A 20,167-nucleotide genomic window follows, 5' to 3' on the forward strand; every position below is an offset into this window, starting at 1 on the left:
GCCAAAAGATAATAATAGCGTAATATTCAGCCGTTATATTTGCATTTATGCAAATGGATGACTGGAATGATCAGGACTTATGGCAACGTATCCAGCAAGATGACAAGGCGGCGTTTGAATCCGTGTACCGTTGTTTCGTTGACGTAATCTTTGCCCTGGTATTTAAGCATATAGATAACCGCAATGATGCAGAAGATGTAACCCAGGACGTTTTTTTAAGCGTATGGGAACAACGGAAACAAATTGTATTGCAGAAAAAGATCTTCTCCTACCTGTATAGTGTAGCCCGTTATAAAACATTCCGTTACAACCGCGATAAGGGACGGACAGACCAGTACCAGCGGCAATGGGAACATTTCCTGAACCTGGACCAGTCGCCCGGCGCCACCCCCGAAGTTTTCGTGAAAGCAGAAATGCTCCGGCTGGAAGCCAATATGAGCAGGGAAATAGAGAAGCTGCCCCCTCAAATGAAAAAGATTTACCAGCTTAATTATGAAGAAGGAATGGATACAGCGCAAATAGCCACACAACTTATTATTTCAGAACATACTGTAAAAAAGCACCTCGTAAATATCAAAAAACGCCTGCATAGCATGGCGCTCCGTTTGTTCTGATCCTGCCTTGCCGCGTGCAATATTAACTTAATGTTAAGCCCGTTTCACCAACTACTTCAATTTCTTCTTTTCTACACTATTCTTTCAGGAAGGCACTTAATGTAATGAGCTTTTTCTGACACAGATAGTATGTATCAAAAAACCAGTTTTAAAACGCTGTTAGACCGTTACCTGGAAGGCAGCTGCACACCGGAGGAAGAGGCTTTGCTGGCCCGTTTCTTTGAGCAAAGCGGCGAGCAACAGAAACCGGCGCACCTTTCCGAGCAGGACCAGGCCCGCATGTTTATGGCCTTCCGGGACTCCCCACGTTTCAGCGGACAGCCTGTAAAAAGAAGCTTACTGGTAAGCATGTTCCGTTACCGGGTATGGAAGGTAGCTGTATGGCAGGCTGCGGCTGTCCTGCTGCTATTGCTGGGTTTCTGGGGCTGGGATAAGGTATCCCGTTCCGGGAAAATGATTGCCTATAAGCAGATCAGCAATCCCAAAGGAACCGTATCCAAAGTGATGTTGCCGGATAGTACTGAAGTGATATTGAACGCTAATTCCAGCCTCAGTTATGCGGTTGATTTCAGTGAGAACAGGGAGCTGCAGTTAACCGGTGAAGCCCTTTTTAATGTAAGTAAGGACGAGACGCATCCTTTTATTATACATACCGCCGGGGGAATACATACAAAAGTACTGGGTACCTCTTTTACTATACGCAGTTATGATAATTTGCCGGAAACAAGGATCACGGTTATAAGCGGCCGTATCCAGGTGCAACATGCAGATACGGTGCTGGGAATACTGAGTAGTAATGAGCGGGTTGTATACAACCGGCAGGGTGGCGGCAGTCGGCATGATATAGTAGCAGATGCCAATAAACAAGCGGGCTGGATCCGTGGGCAATGGGAGTACGAAAACATGTCGCTGCAGGAGCTGCAGGCTTTGCTGTTTAACTACTACAATATTCATGTAATTGCGCATGGGCCTGCCCAGCAGTATTTGATAGCTAATGCCAATATGAACTTTACGAGCCGCCAGTCAGCGGAAGACATCATTAATATTTTTTGTAACACAGCTAATTGCCATTACAAGTGGCTGAATCATGCCACCGTAGAAGTTTATTGACCATACTGATCTAAAATAGCAAAGCCCTGCTGTAACAGGGCGGTTGCTCTTCAATTAAAGGAAATAAAAAACAAATGTATGAAGAAGAGACGTTTACTCCAATACGTCAGGCTACGCTATGCGCGTTATTTATCCCTATGCTTATGGTTGCTGCTAATGCAGTTGTATCCGTTATTTTCCCAATCACAGGACAAACAGTTCAGCCTACGGGTTGAGAAAGGACCGCTGGAACAGGCCATCAGCAAAGTAAGAAGTGTATCCGGCGCCAGTATCGTTTTTCATAAAGAAGATGTAAGTGGCATTAATATTCCGGCACAGGATATTCGCCAGCAGCCGGTAGAAAATATTCTGAGAATGCTGCTGCGGGACCTGCCGTTTACCGTGGAAAAAAAAGGAGCTGGCTGGTTTATTGAAAAAGCAGTAAACAGTGGTAAAAAAGTACGTATTACCGGTCACGTTAGTGATGCACAATCCGGGCAGGCTATACCTGGCGCCAGCATTGCGGTGAAGGGTACTCCCGGCGGTACACAAACAGATAATGAAGGCAACTTTGCTTTGTATGCAGATGATAACGCTGTAATAACAGCATCTTTTGTGGGGTACGCTGTGCAGATGATTGCTTTAAGCGGTAAAACCCGGCTGGCCATCCGCCTGAAACAGGACACAAAAACACTGGGAGCTGTTACCGTGGAAGCCAGGCGCAGGGCTGGTACAGAAATGGCCTTACTGACGGAAAGAAAAAACAGCAGTGTGGTTTCTGACGCCATCTCTGCCCAGCAGATTGAAAAAACAGCCAGCTTAACTACAACACAGGCTTTGCAACGCGTTACAGGGGTTACCATTACGGATGAAAAATATGTAGCCGTGAGAGGATTAGGTGACCGTAGCGTGGTGGCAGAACTAAATGGCGCCCGCCTCTCTTCCTCCAACCCAGACCGCAGCGCTGTGCCGTTAGACCTGGTGCCGGCCGGCTTGCTCGAAAACCTCACCATTTATAAAACGCTCACACCCGACCGTCCTGCCGATGCCTCTGCCGGACTGATAGAGCTGAAAACAAAAGCAGTACCGGAAACACAGGTATTGGAATTTACTGCCCAGGTGGGATTCAATTCCAATGTAGGCATGAACGGACAATACAACGGTTTCTATAATAATGACCTCGGCTTCTTCGGACAAAAGGTAAGCAAGCATAACCTGCGCCCGGATTTTATTGACCTGGGTAAACAATATCCTGGCGGTTTACCGCAGATACAGAAAATGTTCATTCAGAGCCGTAACAGCCCGGAGCTGGCTGCAGAAGCCATGCGGGTAAGCAGGATTATGCAGAGCTTTGACCCGGTGCTTACTACCAAATACCAAAAGGCCAGTCCCAACCAGGTATATACTGTATCCTATGGCAATACTTTCAGGGTATTTCACGGGCACGTACTGGGGTTGATAGCCAGCGCCAATTACTACCAGCGCACCAACGATATTTATAATGCACAACGTAACCAGTACAGCCTTTTCCAGGGAGTAGTAACCGGTTCGCCCAGCATATTTAACCCGCTTTACATACCTGCTTTCGTTACACCCAACTATCGCCGGCTGAATAATTACTTAAGGTATACCGAAAATACGGGTACGCATACACTGAGCTATGGTGGACTGCTGGGACTTACCTACCAGTTCAATAAACGCAACGAAATTCAGGCTCAATACATAGGCAGCAGGGGTGCAGAATCCGAGGCCAATAATCTTACCGGCGCCTGGCAGAACACCGGCCTTAACTTTCCGGTGTACAACATCATCAACCAGCTCCGTATCACTTACCGCACTTTTGATACTTATAATTTTCAGGGGGAGCACCAATTCGTGGATAAGCCATGGTCGCCGCGTTTAAGCTACAACCTCAGTTCCTCCAGGAGTACACAAACGGACCCCGACTTCCGTTCCACCGACGTGGCGGACCTGCGTACTACCCGTTTCCAGGATCCTAACGGAGTAGGAGTAGGGCAGGATACCTATGCTTTCGTGAGTGGCCTGGTGCATGGAGTGGATAACGATAACAGCAACATTATTGTGGCAGACCCCAACGGCCGCCAGTACCGCAAGCTGAATGAAACCAACTACAACGTTAAAGCAGACCTGAGCTTTCCTTTTAAAACCCGCGGGCTTGATCAGCTATTGAAATTTGGCGCTAACTACCTCAGAAGACAAAGGGACTTCACCGAAAATATATTAGGTATCCCAGGTTCTACCCTGGGAGGTGGCGGTATACAACTGTTGAATGACGCCAGGGGAAATATAGATCAACTGGTATCTCCTGCCAACATAGGCTTGCAGAATCCCTCCCGGTATGATGGTGCAGGCGAGCCAAGAGTAGGTGGTTTCCTGTACCAGGTAAAGAAAGCACCAAATAACTATAAAGGATATTATGAAACACGCGCTTTTTATGGTATGCTGGATGCTCATGTGCAGAAGGACATCCGCATTACAGGCGGGGTGCGTTTTGAATCTACCGATATTGAAGCCAATGTAGATACGGCGGATGTATTTGTTCCGCAGAACCTGAATGCACTTACCGGTTTACCCAATGCCTCGGTGAGTTACAGCACCCAAACGCCGCATACCCGTTATGTGAGTACCTATAAACCTTATTATTCCGCCAACCTGGTATACTCCGGTATCCGGGATATGAATTTCAGGCTGGGCTACAGCACTTCGCTGGCAAGGCCGGAGCTGCGGGAGCTTACTAACGTATACGAGTTTGATCCTTTCCAGTTTGCCGTCATCGGCGGTAATCCGGGGTTGAAAAACCAAACCACCAGGAGTGCCGATTTCCGGTGGGAATGGTTCACGGCACCAGGCGAAGTATTATCCGCATCCCTGTTCACCAAAACCATTCTTAATCCTTTGCAGCGCGTATTCATTTACCAGTCACAAGGTAACCAGTCTACCGCTCCGGAGTTTCCGCTCATCATCTACCAGAACGATCCTAATAACGGTAAAGTATATGGTTTAGAGTTAGAGGCGAGGAGAGACCTGGGCAAATTATGGAGGCCATTGAAATACCTGTTTATCGGCACTAATATATTGCTGGATGTGAGCACGATTGATAAGAACCCCGAACGCCTGGATGCTTCGCGCATCAATGATCGGCGCTCCCCGGCCACCAGCCCTGTATTTGAACAGGCGCCCTATGCGGTGAATGTTTACCTGGATTATGCCAATACGCAGTCGGGCACCAACATCACCGGCAGCTTTAATATGGTTGGCGCAAGACTGATACAGGTGCAGCTCGATGGTACACCCGACTTGTATGACAGGCCCGCTCCGGTGCTCGACCTGGTGTTCAGCCAACGCCTGGGTAAAAAGTGGCTGGCCAAAGGTTTTGCCAAGAACATTTTTGATCCCGCATTTAAGCAGGTGTATACAAACCCGGGTAACTACGGGAAGTATTATGGCACTGAATATATCTATCGTCAATATCACAAAGGAGCAGAGTTTTCACTGGGCCTTACCTATAAATTATTCTGATGTATATGAAGAAGAATTTTACGCTTGTATCACTGCTACTGGTTGGTATGCTGGCAGGAGGGTGTATGAAAATAAAAGAAGATAGTAAGATACCCCTGCTGGATGTTACCAACAGCTCCGCTTCGAGTATCCGCATGTTCAACTTTGCCAGCGCAGCGATTGAAGGAACCGAAGTAGCCATCAATAATGTGCCGTTAACGGCTTTCAGACAAACCGGCGGCAGCGCCGGTGGCGGTACCACGCTGGGGTTATTGCTTTTTCCCTCCGGCATCTGGACCAGTGGCGATAACGGCAATCCCTTCTCAGTGCCTGTCAGCTTGCTGGATAAAGAAGGGAAAGCACACATCGTGTTGAGTAGTTTAGCCGGTACTCCCATTCTGGATACCGTTATTGCAGGCGATGTGGTGCATCCGAAGGATTACTACCTGATGAGAGACAACAGCCTGAAAGTGCTGGAACGGGATAACATACCGCCTGCCCGTGCAGGATATTTTAAAGTACGGATTATTAACCTGGGCAATCCGGCAAGCAATGTAACGGGACTTAATGGCGCGGTTTCTTTAACCTATGCGGATGGCACTGAGGTAAATCCCTTGTTGAACAATGTAGCCTCCGGCAAAATTACCGCCTATGCAGAGCTGCCTTATGGTGCCTACCAGTTTAAAGTATTTCTGGCCAGGGGCGCTGGTATAGATGTAACAAAGCAGCTGGCGGAAAGGCCGCTGCAGCCTTATTACAACTCCTGCAATCCTTCGGACAATATACAGCAGGGTATTATGCCGCAGCTGCGTACGTTTAAGGCCGGTGGTGTATACAGCATTGTTATTACGGAGAACTTCTACAAAACGCTTACCTGCGACCTGCAGAACGGTAGTTTAATCACAAACGGTTACCGGCTGATAACAGAGCTGAATCCGGGAGTAAATTATGTATATGCCCGTATGCAGGCTGTGAATGCAATCCCTGGTAAACAGGTAACAATATTGGTGGATGGCAAGCCGCTTGGCGGGCAGCTGGACTATATCGGGCAAACGACCCCTGAAAAAGCGGTACAGCCTCCGGGGGATATGTATGTACAAGGTAATCACCAGGTGCAGGTAATGGATGCATCCGGCAGGGAACTGGTTAGGAAAAGTATTAACCTCTACCCCGGAGATCATTACACCGTATGGGCTTACGAGCAGCCAAACGGTGAGCCGGGGTTGCTATTTGAAGCCAATGAAATGACAGGCACCGTCTATACCGCCACTTATCATCCCAACGGCGCTGGAGGCGGTGTTATTCCGGACGACGGTACCAATGGTACACCGCGCAGAACACGGTATCCATACGCCTGGGAGTCCAGATTCCTTAACCTGAGCCCTGATCTGCCTTATGCTACGTTCACCAACGATTACCAGCTTTTTTTACCCGTTGATGGCGTCAGCTTCCGGGATACCATGCGTTATCCCGCTGCTTATGTGAACCTGCCTTCCTGCGTGCAACCGCTTCAGGATGTGTCAATGATTTACTCCCTGCCATTCATTGCGCCTTATCAGCCCGATAATCCCAATGGCAATTCAGAGCTCGGCTATTTCCCGCGGCAGATCCGGGTTTACCGGTCGGTAGCTGGTCCGCTGCCGGAAGTACCCGGCACTGTGTTGCCGGATATAATGCCGCTGGACACCAGGCAGGCCTTTATTGCCAATGATCACTTGTATACCGACCCCCGCTTTAAACAACCGGAAACAGGTGTATACACGGTGGCTGTGGTGGGAAGAACGTCTAAAACTGCTCCTGCAGCTGAAAAGGCCAGGATCATCGTCATTAAACATAACAAGTAGTGTATATGAAAAGATATATCTCCATACTCTTCGCGGGCTTATGCGCAACCGCCTGGCCGGGGTGTAAGAAATATGAGATTGAACCGCAGGTAAAGGATCCTGCCTTTATACGGGTATTCAATAATCTTACACCAACCCTGGACTTTGCACATGGGCAGCAGGTGACGCCATTCCTTACGTTTTTAATGGATCCAAAAACAGATGCTGCCGGCATACCAACAGATGCTACTGTAGTAGGCGATTTCCTCGGTACCCGGCAATTGTTCAGCTTATCCTATGCCGCCAATGAAGCTAACAGCTCAGTGGGCAACAATACCACTGGCGGACCGCTTCCTCATCCTGACGCGCCTAATCTTACGCCGGTTAAGTATGAGTATCCGGGCAATGCGCACATACTTACCGCCCCGGTAATCAATGGCTTTGATTTATCGGCGTGGGCACAGGTGCCTTCCGGTAAACACAGGATCATGTTTGTGATAAGACCGCAGAACGGTATTGTATTTAAAGATTTGTCTGCTTCCATCCGCAGTGGTATCCTGCTGGATACAACCATCATGCTGGAGAAAGGAGAAGTATATACGCTGGAAGTGATTTCCCGGGATCTGGACAATGGCAAATATGGCCTTTATATCAGGAAGGAGCAGTTTATTCACCAGGCATTTGAACCCAATAAGCTCTATGTGGGCTTTGTGAATCTTTCCGGCGAAAAAACGGAAGATGCACGCAATGGTTTTATGAACGTTTTTCCGGAGAGGGTAAAAGTAACAGGATCCTACCTGCGTTATAATGACCCTGCGTCGCAGGCTTCAGGCAACGTGTTTTACACGCCGGTACCGGGGTACGATAATACCTATTTAACCACACTCAGTACCCGTATGGATACCACAATTTCCTATCACCCGCTGCCTATGTTGCCACAAAGCGACTTTTTTTACCAGGGTTTGCTGCGTACGTACGTTGACGTTATGACACCAGAGCCTGCCAGGCAGGGCACTTTGCCTTACTTCAGATTCCAGTACCTGGATGCTGATGTGCCGGCATATGGAAGCCTGTTTAAAACGAACTGCTCTGCAAATCCTGCTGTATATAATAACTATAACGTGGTTACTACGAACGTAAAGAATTATCTGCCTAATCTAAACCTGGTGGTAAATAACAAGGGGACTTACCATGTGTATCCCACGGTGAATATCATGGAAATTGTTTACGACCGCGTGTATATGATGCAGATAGTGCGGGGATTTGAACAGATACCTTAAAATGAATGATCATGAAGTACTTATATTTTTTATTCTTATTTTTTTTGATAACGGCCTGTGTAAAAGAACCGGCGGATGCGCCGCAGGCGACTGGTGGCGACAGGCCACTGCTCACCATTCTGAAGAACAACTATAACTTCAGCATGTTCTTTAGTGCCCTGCAACGAACGGGGCTGGACAAAACACTGGAGGGTGACGGGCCGTTTACTTTGCTGGTACCGGATAACAATGCATTTGCAGCTTCCGGCATCAGTGCCGATAGTCTCGCTGGTATAGATACGGCATCACTGGCAAAACTGCTGCGTTATCATATTATCCCTGCCCGGGTTAATTATACAGCCATACCTCAGGCCATTAACTTCCCATATGAAACATTGGCAGGGCTGCCGGTATATATGGGGGTGCCCATACCAGGCCCCAGGCAATTTCAAAGTCTTACCGCCAATATCCTGCACATTAATGGCGTAGCCGTCAGTAAAACCGATATACTGGCCAGGAATGGGCTTATGCATGCGCTTAGCCGTGTTTTATACTACCCGGCTGCTTCCGTGCAGGAAGTGTTGGATAAAGATCCGCAATACAGCTATTTCGTACATGCCCTGAAGGAATTTGGTATGTGGGAACAGATGGGAAAACCAGGGGCGCTTACTATAATGGCCCCGGCCAATGAGCTGTTTGATCAGTATGGTATTATTGAGGAAGAATTGAATCCTGCCCATTATAGGCAGACAATGGTGACTGCTTACATAGTAAAAGACCATCGCTTCTTTACTACTGACCTGCTGGATGCACCGCTCAGTAATTCACAGCCAGGTATTCTCACACCGGAGTTTCTTCAGGCAATAAACGCCGGCTCCTTTGGCATCTGGCCTCTTAGTTACAAACGGATACTGGACATTGTAGGACCGCCTTACTGGGGAGACCCTTATATCTATGGCCCTCCTGCAGGTTTCATTAACAGTGATCATCTCGCCGGCAATGGAGTAGTGCATGGCCTGAATGGTTTGATAATGATGCCGGACAGCGCAAGAATTAATCCTTAAACAATCAGAAAAAATACCATGACATCTTCATCTATTTATATAAAAATAAAACTGGTATTGCTGGCATGCTGTGTTGTTACTGCATTGAACGCCTGTTTAAAGGCTTCGGATGCACCGGTAACACCCGCCGTTTCCATTCCTTTTAAGGGAACAGACCTGGCAGGCACCCTGGCACAGGAAAACTCGCTTCAGCTGTTTAACCGGGCATTCAAACGCCTTTCCCTGGAGCAGGAAATAAATAACGGAAGCGGTTATACGATATTTGCGCCTACAGATGCAGCCATGAAAGCAGCGGGCCTGGATGAAACGGCGATTGATAAAATGAATATCGACAGCCTGCGCAGGTTGGTCAGCTACCAGGTAGTCTCCGGCTCATTGGACGATCAATCCCTTTCCCAGCCGGTAACAGCCACCTATTTGCTTACACTGAGAAAAACATTGATCACAAAACCTGGCGGGGCAGCGACTTACCAGTATGCGCCGCTGTATGTGAAGGAAGATGATCAGCTGTACTTTAATGGTATGCCGGTAAAAAAAGAAGGGACAGCGATACCGGCTACCAACGGTTATATTTATCCCGTGAACGCCCTGGCAACTGAGATTACAGGCAGCATTACCCTGCTGGATATCATTAAAAATGATCCGGATCTTAGCATGTATTACCAGGCGCTGTTATTGGAAGACAGTATACTAGCTGTCAATTACCTTTCGGGGGATATCGCTTTTTTTGGAGATAAGACGCTGACCGGCATGTATCCCACTATTTTGGCGCCTACCAACAAGGCGTTTGAAGATGCTGGCTTTCATACCACGGATGACATCCGCACCTATGCAAACAGCACTTTTGTGGGGCTTGATCCCAACGATTTTATCACCTTCTATTTTTCACCGCTGGATTCTGTCCTTAAAAGGCATATCATTTTTAACGGACCACTTGCCAGCAGCTTCTATTACACCCAAAGTACAGTAAGGATTTTTTACAACGACCTGTTGAATCCTGTATTCAATAACGGCAAACTGAACACCTACACAGGCGGAACAGGTGAAGTGCTGGATGCTGTTGTGCGATACAGGCTGCCGCTTACTTTTTCAAATGTTAATGGGGAAGCGCATGTGAAATACAGTACTGATCCTGCTGATCCTTCCTGGCCTTTGCCGCGCAATGGAGTCTACACGGTTGCCAACGGTTCATTGTGCAAGATCAATAAACTTTTTTATCCCATCATAAATTAAGCAGCATATGACTATTACAAACTGTTTACGCCGCCAGGTGTTTTTTATCCTGCTGCTGGCACTGGGGATCGCTGGCTGTGGTAAAGAAGATGCGCCTGCTCCCGGTACGGAGCAGGATGGCAGCACCATCAAATATATATTGAAAGATAACTTCAGCTTCGGGGTATTATACGCCGCCTTAAGCGCTACCGGAATGCTGGACACCGTGGCTAAGCCCGGTCCTTATACGGTACTGGCGCCCGATAATACGGCCTTTAGCCGGCAGGGAGTTAACTACCCTGTAAATCCCTATAGCTTTCAATTTTTTACACCCGGTTGGTTACAGCAGGCCATGCGTTATTCCATTCTTCCGGAACCTGTTGCCTTCGGCAGTCTTCCGTTGAATACAGTACAGGTATATAAAACAACCGGCGGCGGCAACGTATACGTGAAAACGTTCGAAGAAGCCGGCGATACAGTAGTAACCGTAAATGGTTTCCGGTTGGTAAGCCGGGATAATGCCGCTTCAAACGGTTTTATACAGGTGCTGCCGCAGCTGTTAAACCCTGAGCTATATGCTACCACCGCTGCTGCAATACGCAGTGATACTACTACCGCCTTATTCGCCGCTGCCATGCAACGTGCCGGTCTTACAGCGCTGCTTTCAGGCAGCGATGAATATACAGTGCTGGTGCCATCGAACACCGCTTTCCAGCAGGCTGTCATCGCAGGTATGAATATTAATACCCTGGATGGTATACTGAGCGCAGACCCGGTAAAGTTGTCCGCATTGCTGCAATATCACATTATCAAAGGACGGTATTTTGAAGGAGACCTTTACCGGCATGCCACTGTTCACCCGGATGGTATCAGTACGCTGAACGGAGGTAAAGTACAGATTGGAGGTAATCCCCCGGGGTTCAAAGCCGTTACCTTCCTGGGCGCCGGCAATAACGGCCAGCCCGCAGCAATAGCAATACCTCCGCAATATTCACCCGCTTCAAACAATGCCAACATGCCCTGCGGCAACGGGGTTATCCATATTATTAACCAGGTGCTTATTCCCTAAAATTTGCTTATTCATGAAAATGAAATACATACCACTGTTGCTGTGCTGCCTGTCTTTCCTGCTGGCGGTATCCTGCACCAAAGATAAGCCGGTATATACCAATGGCGCCGGCGCCTCCCTGTTTAAAGCGCTCCTGGAAAAAAAAGAGCTCAGTCTCTATCAGGCAGCCCTGAAACGTGCAGGTATGCTGGATGCTGCAACATTTGCTGATGGAGGACCTTATACGGTATTTGCACCCGTGGATTCCGCCTTTATCAATGCCGGGCTTACGCTCGACAGCATTAATAAATACAACCCCGATTCGCTGGCCCTGGTGCTGAAATACGGTATGTTGTACGGGCGCATTAGCAGCAGCACATTGATAGGGTTTTATTCACAGGATATGCTGACCAGGCATCCTTCATTAAGGCCGAGGCTCAATAAAAACTATTATGGCATTTTCTTCAATGGTATACCATTACTGCCACAAGGCAGCAGCACCCTGGCAGATGGCGTTTTACACGAGCTGGCAAGGGTACCTTTTCCCCAATCCACTAACCTGATGGATTGGATACGGCAGCAACCGGACCTCACTTTCTTTGCAGCCGTTCTGGACCGCACTGGTTATGCAACTCAGGTGGCTACAGCCGGTGATCAGCGGGGTCGCCTGGTGTTTGCCCCTGTAAATGATGCTTACCGGAAAATAGGATATGTGGACCTGGATGCCATTTATAACGCAGACCTTTCCCTGCTGCAGGCGCCACTGCAGAACATGGTGCGCAGCCCCCGGTTGTTTACCGCCGATTTCATAGGTGGATATTCATTCTGGTATGATGGTTTTTATGTGAATGCGGATGGATTTACCATGTTCGCCTCCGGCAACGTAGCACCTATACATATCATACAGCCGGATGTTATGGGTACCAATGGCGTATTACATGTAGTGGACCAGGTTATTTTACTCAGATAATAATTGATTGCAATGAAACACAACTACACTATAAAATATTTTATATGCAGCTGCCTTTGTTTGCTGTTTTGTTTTTACAGTAGCCGGGTGGCCGCGCAGGAAACCAGCGCAGGTTTACGCGGGCAGATAAAGGATGCTTCCGGGCAGCCGTTGCCCGGTGCTACTGTAAAAGCGGTGCATACCGCTTCAGGCACAAAATATGGCACCGTTACCAGCACCGATGGCCGTTATAACCTGCCCGGCATGCGGGTAGGAGGACCCTATGTCATTGAAGTAACCTTCCTCGGCATGAATAAGGAAACCAGTAACATTGCGCAAATTGCCCTTGGCGAAACGATGATGGTAAACTTTGTATTAACAGATAATGCCCGCAATTTATCCGGTGTAACCATCAAAGGGCAAAAGACGGGACCAAAGGCCAATAACTTTGGCGCAGGGCAGAATATCGGCCGCGACCAGGTTCGCAATCAACCCACCATTTCACGCAGCATTACAGATATTACAAAGGCAGTACCGCAAAGCACAAAGGACAACTCTTTTGCCGGCACCAGTTTCCGTTATAACAATGTAACAATTGACGGTGCTGTTAACAATGACGCTATTGGCTTTAGCCCTTCTATTGGCGGACAAACCGGTTCTTCCGGTATGCCTGGTTCATCCACCCGCACCAATGCTATTTCCCTGGATGCTATTGAAGATATGCAGGTATACCTGGCGCCCTATGATGTGAAGATTGGTAACTTCACCGGCGGCAGCATCAACGCCGTTAGCCGCTCCGGCAGCAATGAAGTGCATGGTTCCGTATACGCTTATGGCAGGAATGCCACGCTGGTAGGACCAGACCATACCGGCTCTGAACTTAATACAAAAATGCCATCAGATTTTCATGACTACCAGGCAGGGTTCAGGGTAGGTTTCCCCATCATTAAAAACAAACTGTTCTTTTTTACCAATGAAGAAATTACCCGCCGGCAAGACCCCATACAACAGGTAGCCGGCAGCCCGTCTGCCAACGGCATTCTCAGCATGGCGGATGCACAAAGCATTATCGACTATAGTGTTCATCACTATAACTTTGATCCCGGTACGGCAGGTATTTACAATGCATACGCCAACTCAGAGAAGTACTTTAACCGCCTTGACTGGAACATTAATGACCGGAACCAGCTGGCGATCCGCAACAATACTATACGCTCCAAAGCCATTAATATGGAACGCGACCAGTTTGATTTTCGCTTTGGCAGCATTGCGTATGAGCAGTTCAATAATCAGACCTCTACGGTAGCGGAGCTGAAGACACGGTTTAACAACAATTTCTCCAACAATGCCATCGTAGGATTTACCAGTATTCATGACTATCGTACACCGCTAAGTGATGCTTCGTTTCCGCAGGTACAGATCGTGGGCCGTACACCGGGAACCACTATTTTCTTTGGCACAGACAGGGAAGCTTCTATATTCAACCAGCGCCAGCGCACTATAGAGATCACAGACAACCTGGTATGGAACCTGGGTAAACACACCCTTACCATCGGTACGCACAATGAATTGTACCGGATTAATTATGGTTTTGTAAACTCATGGAATGGCAGGGTTACCTACCAAAGCATAGACGACTTTTTGAACAACAACCCTGAACGCGTACAAGGCAGCTACAACTATGTAAATAACAGCCGCGATTATATAATGGCAAACCCGGTCGCAGTGTTTAACGTTAATTTCTACAGCGCATATATCCAGGATGAAGTACAGCTTACAGACCGTTTTACTTTGACCAAAGGCCTCCGCTTTGACCTGGCAAACGTGCCCACTAAACAAATATTAAGCGATAAGACCCGCAATGCTTTTACGGATCCTTCATTTGGCACCACTTATACTTATACGCCGCTGAACCAGATAACCGGTGGCTACCTGGGCAAGATACAGATCTCTCCCAGGATTGGTTTCCGTTTTGATGCTTATGGCGACCAGTCGCTGGTGCTGAGAGGCGGTGTGGGTATGTTCACTTCGCGGATCCCGTTTGCCTGGTTAGGATATGCCTTTTATAACAATGGCGACACCTATGGCGCCTACGATCAGAAAACGGATGGCAACCCGCCTTATATTTTCCAGGGAGATCCCATGCAACACCAACCAGGCCACGGCATTGGTGATTTTGCGGGTAATAACGGGCAGGTGATAACGGATAAAAATGCCGGCAAAACACAGGTGGATGTGATAGATAACAGCTTTGTTATGCCAAAGGTATTGCGTGGAAGCCTGGCAGTTGATTTTAAGGATAAAAATGGTTTTAAATATACCCTTGAAGCGATTTATACCAAAACGATCAAGGATGTAATGTTCCAGCAAATTAACCTTACAGACCGTCCCACTTATGCCGTTTTTGATTCGGCCGTGAATCATCAGTATCAACCGGTATTCCCCGGGCAGAACAACCTGAACCCACAGTTTGCCAATGCGTATGAAATGTCCAATACTTCTAAGGGATACCGTTACAGTATTACCGGGCAGGTAGCCCGTGCTTTTCAATCCGGCTTCGGTTTTTCACTGGCTTATACCTATGGGCAATCCAAGGACGTGGCCAATGGCATCCGTAACTCTTTCGAATCTAACTGGCAACTGAACCAGGCACTGAATCCAAATGACCCGCAGTTGGCTTATTCCAACTTTGATATCCGCCACCGGATAGTGGGTAATATCAACTACCGCAAGGCCTGGAATAAAACATGGGTAAGCTCTTTTTCCCTGTTTGTATCTGCACAATCAGGATCGCCTTTTACTTATGGCTTCGTGAACTATACACCGCAGAATACACCACAGCAGGTATCACTGGCCTATATACCCGCAAAAGAGGAGACTATTAATTTCTTTGCGCCTACTGAAACGCAAACCGCGGGGGAGCAGGCGGCTGCCTTTGATGCGTTTATTGATGGCAACAAATATCTGCGCTCCCGGAGAGGATCATTCACCGAGCGAAATGCGGGCAGAACACCCTGGAATGCCAGTGCCGACTTTCATTTTGCACAGGACCTTCATTTGAATACATACGCTAATGATCCATCCAAAGTAAAGACCATCACCTTTAGCCTGGATATTATGAACGTTACCAACCTGCTGAATGCAAACTGGGGCAAAGCTTATTTTTCTCCCAATACCTATAACTCTACTTCAAGCGTAGGATTATTGCCTTATGTACCTGCCAAATCCTCCCAGAGTTACCCGATTTACCAGTTCGTAAATCCCGGTAAGCCTTATTCTGTGGATCCATTTGCATCGAGGTGGCAAATGCAGGTGGGCGCGCGGTATTCATTTTGATAAGCGCATGTAGTCCGTGAAGATCAGCAGCCAAAATGATAGACTTGCCTGACAGCAGCCCGCCGGTTCTTTACTAGTGGGCTGCTGTCAGGACGGGCAATGATGACTTTGTCTATTCCCTGTATCTCAGTTAATAACTGCATCCATATCACTTGGCAGTGAGTTGATCTTCGAATATAGAATCTCCTGCCTTGCCGGATATAACGGCTACTTTTCCGGGAACCATATTGTGGCGAAATAAAAGGTGAGATGATTAATGTCTGTTTGTTCGTATCAAATGATTGGTTTGGATATTTGTGCAAATATCTGGGCGTTAAACATGTTGTTAAAAAGTATATAAAATTGACTTATAATCAATGTGCAAAGAAGTGAAATTTATTTTTTTGAAAAATTCCGATCATTTCGCCGGGTTAACCGTCAAAAGATAAATTGAACAAAATGCAAAATTTAAAAGACAAAGTCGCCGCTGTATTTGCTGCATCCGGTGAGATTGCGGGAGCAGTAGCGCGATCGTTTTCCCAACACGGCGCAAAAGTGTATGTCACTGCCCGGAACCTCGATGCCGTAAAAACACTGGCACAGGAAATCAAAGCCAATGGTGGAAGTGCGGAAGCCGCCAAAGTGGATGCCTTAGATGAGGCTGGAATCGATAACTTCTTAAGAAAAGTCGTCGCAGACAACGGTAAATTGGATGTTGTCTTCAATGGTATCGGGGCAAACTACGACGAGATGGGAGGACGTCCGCCGACAACAGAGGCCACTTTTGCGCAGTTTATGGCTCCACTGGAGAAGCTTTGCGGTTCACAATTCCTCACTTCAAGGATAGCAGCGAGGTATATGATGCAAACCCGGTCCGAAGGAACTATCTTGCTGCTTACGGCTGCATTGTCCCGGTCCAAGCTTTCTAATGTGGCTGGTATTACGGCCGCCAGTGCCGCCATTGAAGGATTGACACGGGTGATGGCCGCTGAATGGGGAGGAGATGGTATCAAAGTGATCTGTATTTGTCCTGGCGCCCTGCTGGAAACCAGGCGTATCTCCGGGTGGATAAATGCTGCTGCGCAACAATACGGAATGCCTGTGGAACAGCTGGTAGCGCAGTACAAATCCCTGGACATATTAAAAACAAGTCCGACGTTGAAGCAAGTGGGTGAAACGGCAGCCTTCCTGGCGTCTGAAACAGGGGTAGCCTTTAACAGTCATATTGTAGATGTGGATTGCGGCAAGCTGAACATTTTATAGAATCCTTTTTGTGGTACATTAGTAGTTGCGGCCCGCCGAAGGGCCGCAACTATCTGTTATTGATTAATTATCTTAATGGAAAAAGAGGAACTTCTTTTGTCGGCAATAGCTGGCGATATCAATGCCTTCCAGGCGCTGTTTGCCGGATTTCAACATCAATTGAAATCCTACCTGTATCGTTTGGTTACCGACCGGGACGATGTAGATGACCTGACCCAGGATACTTTTGTCAGGGCCTTTACAAAAATCGGAACGTTTAATCGCAGATCATCGCTAAAAACCTGGGTATTCAGAATAGCCACCAACCTCGCCTACGATCACTTACGGAAATTAAAAAGATGGCAGGCAGATGCCCAGGACAGGGCGGCGGATCTGGCCATAAGTTCGGAGGAGATCCGGGAGGTCTTTTGGATGACGCACGATACGTCACCCGCCGGGGCTTATGAAATGAAAGAGCATATAGACTACTGTTTCACCTGTATTTCAAAAACCTTACCTATAGAAAAACAGGTGGCGCTGATCTTAAAAGACATTTACGATTTTCAGGTAAAGGAGATCTGTCTCATTCTTGGTAAAACCGAAGGTGTCATCAAACACCTGTTGAACGATGCGAGGAATACGATGACAAATATTTTTGAGCACCGGTGTGCGTTAATCAACAAGAATGGTATTTGCCACCAATGCAGCCATATCAACGAAATATTTAACCCCAAACAAAACCAGCAGGAAGAACTGATGAAGCTGGAATTGGTAAAGGCTTCAAAGAGGTATAACCGGGAGCAGCTTTTTGAACTGCGCACTTTACTGGTAAAAGCTATTGATCCCCTTAATGCAGCGGGTACTGATTTTCACGAGGAAATTATGAACTGTCTCAAAACAGCCATTGGTGAAAAAAGCAATTTTTTTGACAGAAAGCGGGATAAGGCAGAGTAATCCGTTCCCATGTAAAAAATGTTGGTAATCATCTCCCTGTCTCCCTGCGGAATTCCCCTGGCGGCATACCGGTAGTATTAGAAAACAGGCGTGAGAAGGAAGCCAGATCTTCATATCCCACCCGGTAACAAATTTCGGAGATACTGAGCTTAGTTTCTCCCAATAGTTTTTTCGCTATTTCCATACGTTTTTCCTGGATCCATTTGCCCGGACTGGTATTCAATTCTTCCCGGAACCTGCGTGATAATGTCCGGGAAGACATCCCCATCTCCTTGGATAGAAAATCGAGGCTTATGACTTCCATGTTGTCTTTTAGCAGTTTGCTGAGTTGTTTTTCAAAGCTGCCAATCATCTCTGTAACCGGAATCTCATAAGGACTTTGAAATTCGCGCGCAGGAGGGAGCAGCATTATTTTCCTTACACGTTTCAGCTCCTTTGCGAAACCAAGGTCCGTTAACAGGTTACTGATTAAATCCAGCCCGGCAAAACCTCCACCCGAAGTATAAATATTCCCCTGTTTCACTACAATCCGGGAGGGTTCCCAGCGCACTGCGGGAAACCGCTCCTGTACGGCTCCTTTCAACCACCATGAGATGGTGGCCCGCTTTCCATCCAGCAAACCATTGGCCGCCAGGAGATAGGAAGCCCCGCAGGTGGCCGCAATAATGGCACCATGCCGTTGAGCCGCCTTAATAAATGGTGCTGCCCTTTTTGCTTCCACTGCCAATAAGTTGTGTTCGGGAATAGCCTGTGCTCCCGCACCGGCCAACAGGATCAACACGTCGGCCTTTTTAGCAGGTTTTGTTGCCGCATTAAAAGAAATAGCAGAACGAGAAACCGCGTGTGTGTGTTTAGACACAAACTCAAAAGTAAAAATATCCGAGTCACTCAACACATTTATTGCCTGCAATATTTCTACCACACTGGAGGCAATCGCTGCATAAAAACCGGAAGGCAAATAGATGACGAAATGCATATGTCTATTTTTGCATAGTAATTGTCAGATAAGACATATCGAAGATAAGAAACGTCTGGTAATATTGCTATTCAAACAAAACAATGAAAGCAATAACATTTAATCGCATCGGCGCGCCGGAAAAAGTGCTCCAATTATCTGAAGTACCAGTACCTGCTATAAAAGATAACGAAGTATTGATCAGGACAACCGCAGCCTCTATTAACCCGGGTGATTTTCTATTTATTCAGAACCTGTACCCGGAACCCAAAAAGCCAGTATTCCCTCAGCAGATTGCTGGTAATCACGGCGCCGGTATTATAGAAAAAGCAGGAAAAGAGGTAGCGTTTCAACCGGGCGCGCACGTAGCATTCAGCTATTATAACTCCTGGGCAGAATATGTAGCGGTTCCGGCGGAATGGCTGATTCCTTTACCCGCCGGTTATCCTGCTGAACTGAGCAGCCAGTTTGTAAACCTGGTTACTGCATGGGACCTGCTGAAGCAGTCGGGTGTTCAGCCGGGTCAATGGTTGGTGTTGACTGCCGGCAACTCTGCGATATCAATATTGGTGACTCAACTGGCGAAACTACAGGGAATACATGTCATTTCTATTGTACGTCGTATAAAACAGGTACATATACTGGAGTCACTGGGCGCCACCGTGGTCATAGACCTTTCTGCGGAGCAGGGAAACAGCGTACAACGCATCATGGAGGTTACCGGAAACAAAGGCGTAAAGGGTATCATTGATAATGTGGGTGGCCCGGTTACCGGCGAATTGATCAGGTGCATTGACTTTGGCGGTAAGCTAATCATCAACGGCGGCATGAGTGCTGAGAAATATACACTCCATAATTTCGACATTCTATTAAGCGGTCTCCAGATTCAACCGCATGTATACCGGTACTTTTTCACACCACCACTTCCTGAAGATGTTACCATGCTGAAGGAAATTGCGGAAATATCTGCCGGTTTTGCTTCAAATGTTTCCGGCAGGCATGCACTGGAGGATTTTAAAAAAGCCATCGAAGAGAGTATATACTTCCCGGAAAAAGGAAAGCATATTTTTATCATGTAGTTGAATAACAGGGTAGCAGTGCCTGTATAATTGTTAAATTTGAGT

General features: G+C 47.4%; 14 protein-coding genes. 13 read left to right on the forward strand and 1 reads right to left on the reverse strand.

Features of this window, described 5'->3' with window-relative positions; all coding sequences use genetic code 11:
* Positions 1 to 47 precede the first annotated feature (47 nt).
* The 12 genes from ACLHR0_RS19080 to ACLHR0_RS19135 all read left to right on the forward strand — a co-directional run bounded on the left by ACLHR0_RS19080 (position 48) and on the right by ACLHR0_RS19135 (position 18,088).
* Positions 48 to 614 carry an RNA polymerase sigma factor gene (locus ACLHR0_RS19080; RefSeq protein WP_436488723.1) on the forward strand — a complete coding sequence of 189 codons (567 nt, stop codon included), beginning with the start codon at positions 48 to 50 and terminating at the stop codon, positions 612 to 614.
* Positions 615 to 743: 129 nt separating this feature from the next.
* Positions 744 to 1,724: a FecR family protein gene (locus tag ACLHR0_RS19085; protein WP_436488725.1), complete on the forward strand. Its 981-nt coding sequence runs from the start codon at positions 744 to 746 to the stop codon at positions 1,722 to 1,724.
* Between the two features lie 78 nt (positions 1,725 to 1,802).
* Positions 1,803 to 5,243: a carboxypeptidase-like regulatory domain-containing protein gene (locus tag ACLHR0_RS19090; protein ID WP_436488727.1), complete on the forward strand. Its 3,441-nt coding sequence runs from the start codon at positions 1,803 to 1,805 to the stop codon at positions 5,241 to 5,243.
* Between the two features lie 5 nt (positions 5,244 to 5,248).
* On the forward strand, positions 5,249 to 7,066 hold the full coding sequence (locus ACLHR0_RS19095) for a hypothetical protein (protein ID WP_436488729.1): 1,818 nt from the start codon (positions 5,249 to 5,251) through the stop codon (positions 7,064 to 7,066).
* A 5-nt stretch (positions 7,067 to 7,071) separates the two neighbouring features.
* The gene (locus tag ACLHR0_RS19100; protein ID WP_436488731.1) at positions 7,072 to 8,325 is read left to right on the forward strand and encodes a hypothetical protein; all 1,254 of its coding nucleotides are present in this window, start codon (positions 7,072 to 7,074) and stop codon (positions 8,323 to 8,325) included.
* An 11-nt stretch (positions 8,326 to 8,336) separates the two neighbouring features.
* On the forward strand, positions 8,337 to 9,368 hold the full coding sequence (locus ACLHR0_RS19105; protein ID WP_436488732.1) for a fasciclin domain-containing protein: 1,032 nt from the start codon (positions 8,337 to 8,339) through the stop codon (positions 9,366 to 9,368).
* A gap of 18 nt (positions 9,369 to 9,386) precedes the next feature.
* On the forward strand, positions 9,387 to 10,601 hold the full coding sequence (locus ACLHR0_RS19110; protein ID WP_436488734.1) for a fasciclin domain-containing protein: 1,215 nt from the start codon (positions 9,387 to 9,389) through the stop codon (positions 10,599 to 10,601).
* Positions 10,602 to 10,608: 7 nt separating this feature from the next.
* Complete coding sequence (locus ACLHR0_RS19115; protein WP_436488736.1) at positions 10,609 to 11,649, forward strand: fasciclin domain-containing protein; 1,041 nt, start codon at positions 10,609 to 10,611, stop codon at positions 11,647 to 11,649.
* 13 nt (positions 11,650 to 11,662) lie between these two features.
* Positions 11,663 to 12,598 (forward strand): fasciclin domain-containing protein, encoded by a 936-nt coding sequence (locus ACLHR0_RS19120; RefSeq protein ID WP_436488738.1) that lies wholly within the window; start codon positions 11,663 to 11,665, stop codon positions 12,596 to 12,598.
* A gap of 12 nt (positions 12,599 to 12,610) precedes the next feature.
* Positions 12,611 to 15,913: a carboxypeptidase regulatory-like domain-containing protein gene (locus ACLHR0_RS19125; protein WP_436488740.1), complete on the forward strand. Its 3,303-nt coding sequence runs from the start codon at positions 12,611 to 12,613 to the stop codon at positions 15,911 to 15,913.
* Positions 15,914 to 16,351: 438 nt separating this feature from the next.
* Positions 16,352 to 17,155, forward strand: coding sequence for an SDR family NAD(P)-dependent oxidoreductase (locus ACLHR0_RS19130; RefSeq protein ID WP_436488741.1), 804 nt, complete (start codon positions 16,352 to 16,354; stop codon positions 17,153 to 17,155).
* 75 nt (positions 17,156 to 17,230) lie between these two features.
* Positions 17,231 to 18,088, forward strand: coding sequence for an RNA polymerase sigma factor (locus tag ACLHR0_RS19135; protein WP_436488743.1), 858 nt, complete (start codon positions 17,231 to 17,233; stop codon positions 18,086 to 18,088).
* 28 nt (positions 18,089 to 18,116) lie between these two features.
* Here ACLHR0_RS19135 and ACLHR0_RS19140 read toward each other — a convergent pair whose 3' ends face one another.
* Positions 18,117 to 19,064: a GlxA family transcriptional regulator gene (locus tag ACLHR0_RS19140; RefSeq protein ID WP_436488745.1), complete on the reverse strand. Its 948-nt coding sequence runs from the start codon at positions 19,062 to 19,064 to the stop codon at positions 18,117 to 18,119.
* A gap of 83 nt (positions 19,065 to 19,147) precedes the next feature.
* On the opposite strand from ACLHR0_RS19140, the gene ACLHR0_RS19145 reads away from it, so the two are divergent.
* Positions 19,148 to 20,122 carry a quinone oxidoreductase family protein gene (locus ACLHR0_RS19145; RefSeq protein WP_436488747.1) on the forward strand — a complete coding sequence of 325 codons (975 nt, stop codon included), beginning with the start codon at positions 19,148 to 19,150 and terminating at the stop codon, positions 20,120 to 20,122.
* The last annotated feature ends 45 nt before the right edge of the window (positions 20,123 to 20,167 follow it).

The organism is Chitinophaga sp. ARDCPP14, assembly GCF_051362515.1.
Classification (GTDB): Bacteria; Bacteroidota; Bacteroidia; order Chitinophagales; family Chitinophagaceae; genus Chitinophaga.